Raw genomic sequence first — 2,118 nt, 5'->3', positions numbered from 1 at the left:
GATTTGAGCGGCCGGTCGTGGTCCAGCTAAGCCGCCACGCCGCGGAGCGCGTCGTGTTCGATGTCAATGACGCGGCCACGATCTTGCTGCGGGATCTCACGCGTGAAACGGAAAAGCGCAAGGCAGCGATGGACGCGTGTCTGCGCGTGTTGCGCGGTGAGAGCCATCCACCGGCCGCCCGCCGAGCTTTCGTCGCAGCGGCGCTTGAAGCAAAAATCCTGCGCAGCGATTGAAAATTTACGACGCGCATTGCGTCGCTTCTTCTCTCCATAGCGATCCGCCAGCGCCATGATCGCGCCTGGCGTTGGACGAGCGGCTGCCGAGCGGGCTACATTCGTAGCGCCAGCGGCGAGCGCGGTTCTGGTTCCAAGGCGCTGCATTGGGGAGCGTGGCTGAGCAGGCGCCGCAAATTCAGCGGTTTCGGGCCATGTCGTGGTGCGACCTCTGAGGATCGCACGGGCTGGCGGCGGATGCTCACCTGAACAACCAGCCAGCGGCACAGAGCCTTGGCGTTCATCCAGTTCGCAAGATCGGCATGCACCAGCGCTTATCCATAGGAGCAACCCAACCCCGCTCTTCTGCGATGGCTTTCCTGGTCCTGTTCCGGATCTTCCACGATCAACCCTCAAGGGGTCCGCTAGCAAGCTGCGGCCGCTTGGCTAAAGCCCGCGCGGTGATCGCGACCAGCCCACGACACTGACGGGAGCCATCGAGCGGGGATTGGCCTCGCTCAAAGTGGAAGGCCCTCAAATGTCGCACGATCTTGCCCTGGCTCAACACCACGCCCTGGACCTCGCCCGCACCCTGATGGTCCCCGTCATCCTCTTCAAATCCGGCAACGCGATCGGTGTGCTCCGCAGCGATGAGATCGAGCCTGGCGATGATCTCGAAATCCTTCACGAATACGACCCATTCCAGATCAGGCCGGCTCGTTGAGCCGGCCCGGAGCTTGGCGGCCCGCCCCGTCACAAAGCCCAAATTGCACCGACCGTGATCCAACGGCCTGCCGATCGGCGGGCCGATGCGCGGCGATTGGGTGCCGCTTGCGAGCGAGCGGCGGCAAGGGAGGCTGCGCCGCGGCTGGGAAAATCACAGTGCTCCGAACATTCCTCAGTTGCCCGGCCGCGCCCTTGCCTCCGTCGCTCTTCGCGGCCTTGGGGTCGGGTCCCGCGGGATTCGCGGGAAAGGAAACCGAACAGGAAGGGACGGAACCTCATGGGCGCCGGGATAAGAATGGAGATGAGCGATGTCGAGGAACTCAGAAGTGGCGTTCTGTGTACTGCGGTGCTGGAGCGGGCGGGCTTCGCGGTCGATCAGAAGCAGAGCACTAGACGCGCCGTAAAACTCCGGCGCGGCGCCGAAATTATCATCGTCATTCACGACGGCAAAGGCTGGTTCGATCCACTGTCGGAGGCCAAGGGAGACGTGTTCCGCCTGGTCGAGCGCCTCGAGGGCGTCCGCTTCGTGGGAGCGCTAGATCATGTGGCGGATTTGATCGGCTTCGTTCCCCGCGAGCCCGTCTGGACGGGGGTTCCTCATAAGACGCGACCGGGCCGTTCCGTTTCCGAGCGTTGGCAAAGCCGCCGCGGGCCGTGCCCCGGGTCCATGACCTGGCGCTATCTGCGCCAGGAACGCCGTCTGTCAGAAACCGTCATCCGCGTGGCGATCCGCCAGGACCGGCTTCGCGAGGGTCCGCGCGGCAGCATGTGGGCGGCGCACACCGATGAGGCCGGCGCGCTCACCGGCTGGGAGGAGCGCGGTCCTGAATGGCGGGGGTTCGCGAGCGGAGGCGCCAAGCTGCTGTTTCGTCTTGGCGCTGTCGAGGCAAGCCGCTTCTGCGTCACCGAAGCGGCCATCGATGCCATGAGCCTTGCCGCGATCGAGGAACTGCGGCCGCGCAGCCTTTATCTCAGCACCGGCGGCGGCTGGGCCCCGGCGACCGTGGCGGCGATCCGCGGACTTGCGGCGCGCAACGGCGCGCTTCTTGTCGCCGCGACCGACAACAACGCCCAGGGCGAGGTCTATGCCGGCCGGCTCGAAACGATCGCGGTAGAGGCGGGGTGCGGTTTCGAGCGGCTGCGTCCCGTCGCCGATGATTGGAACGAGGACCTGCATGCG

3 protein-coding genes are annotated in these 2,118 nt (G+C 65.5%); all 3 read left to right on the top strand.

Features of this window, described 5'->3' with window-relative positions; genetic code table 11:
* Positions 1–233, top strand: a 233-nt coding sequence (locus tag EOA38_RS34660; RefSeq protein ID WP_127301339.1) for a DUF982 domain-containing protein, incomplete at its 5' end; no start/stop codon positions are given.
* Between the two features lie 517 nt (positions 234–750).
* The gene (locus EOA38_RS34650; protein ID WP_082980354.1) at positions 751–936 is read left to right on the top strand and encodes a hypothetical protein; all 186 of its coding nucleotides are present in this window, start codon (positions 751–753) and stop codon (positions 934–936) included.
* A gap of 303 nt (positions 937–1,239) precedes the next feature.
* The coding region (locus tag EOA38_RS34640) for a DUF3991 and toprim domain-containing protein (RefSeq protein ID WP_348627549.1) at positions 1,240–2,118 on the top strand (879 nt) is incomplete at its 3' end.

The sequence above is a fragment of the Mesorhizobium sp. M1E.F.Ca.ET.041.01.1.1 genome (genome assembly GCF_003997355.1).
In the GTDB taxonomy this organism is placed as follows: Bacteria; Pseudomonadota; Alphaproteobacteria; order Rhizobiales; family Rhizobiaceae; genus Mesorhizobium.
Note: the sequence above shows the minus strand (reverse complement) of the source record. Positions and strands in the feature narration are given on the sequence as shown.